Source organism: Burkholderia sp. E168m23, from assembly GCF_016586125.1.
Lineage (GTDB): Bacteria > Pseudomonadota > Gammaproteobacteria > Burkholderiales > Burkholderiaceae > Burkholderia > Burkholderia orbicola.
This window is the reverse complement of sequence record NZ_BCPP01001486.1, coordinates 1-1,004: the sequence shown is the minus strand read 5'-3', so window position 1 is coordinate 1,004 and position 1,004 is coordinate 1. Positions and strand designations below refer to the sequence as shown.

The window sequence follows — 1,004 nt, the reverse complement described above, 5'->3', positions numbered from 1 at the left end:
GCGAAATACGCATCGCCGTCAGCTCACCTTCTCGACCGGCGCGGGCGCCGGCGCAACGGCCGCGGCCGTCGGCGCGGGGGCCGCCCCGCACTGGAACACGATCGAATGCGGATCGGCGCCGTCGCGGTACGGCGTCGTGGTGTCGACCAGGCGCACGGGCTCGTTGCCGCACATGCGCGTCGCGACCTTCATGCAGGTCTTCGCGGTAGACAGGATGCCGTGGCAATCGACCTGGAACGTCCGGATGCCGTTTCGCGACTGCAGCTCGTACGCGTTGTACGTCGGCCCCGACGCACTCGAACAGGCCGCGAGGGAAACGACGGACGTCAGCAGAACAAGATGGATGTTTTTCACTTGATGACTCCGAGAATGCGATGAGCACGGCGCGTGCGGCGCGATGTCGCGACGCCTCCGCGCACGTTGGCGTTCGGCGCGGTCCGCTCCGGCCACGCGGGCCGGAACGAACCGCTGCGCACGATCACTTCCACTGATACAGCATGCCCGCGCCGACGACGCGCTGGCTGCCGGCGAAACCGCCGTTCAGCGTCGCCTTCAGGTTCTCCGTGACGCGCGCCTGCACGCCGACCGCCATGGCCTTCTGGCCCTGGAACGTCGCCGTGCCGACCCCCATCGCGAAATTCGAATCGCGGTCCATGTGCGGAATCGACGCCATCGCGGCGGTCGCGGCGATCCCCTCGCGGGCCATCGAATCGGTCTGCTGGATCTGCTGCTGCATCTGCGTGAGCTGGTTGTTGACCGTGTTCAGCGACTGCGTGAACTGGTTCGAGACCGCGTTCAGCTGGTTCACGTTCACCGCGTCGGTGCCCTGCGTGCCGGCCGCGACGTTCACGACCTGACGCGCCGAATCCGCCGAGCCGACCGCGACCACGTTCGAGCGGCCGCCGTCGTTGCTGCCCGTGCCGATCGCGGTCGAGTTGTTGCCCGCTGCCGTGGCGCCCACGCCGATCGCGGAAGAGCCGTTGCCCGATGCGAGCGCATTGTTG

The 1,004-nt window shown here is 68.1% G+C and carries 1 protein-coding gene and 1 pseudogene; both read right to left on the bottom strand.

Features of this window, described 5'->3' with window-relative positions:
• Positions 1-354: pseudogene (locus JMF90_RS38360) on the bottom strand (OmpA family protein); the annotation flags it as partial.
• A 124-nt stretch (positions 355-478) separates the two neighbouring features.
• Positions 479-1,004: YadA family autotransporter adhesin (locus JMF90_RS38355; RefSeq protein WP_201326471.1), on the bottom strand; the 526-nt coding region annotated here is incomplete at its 5' end.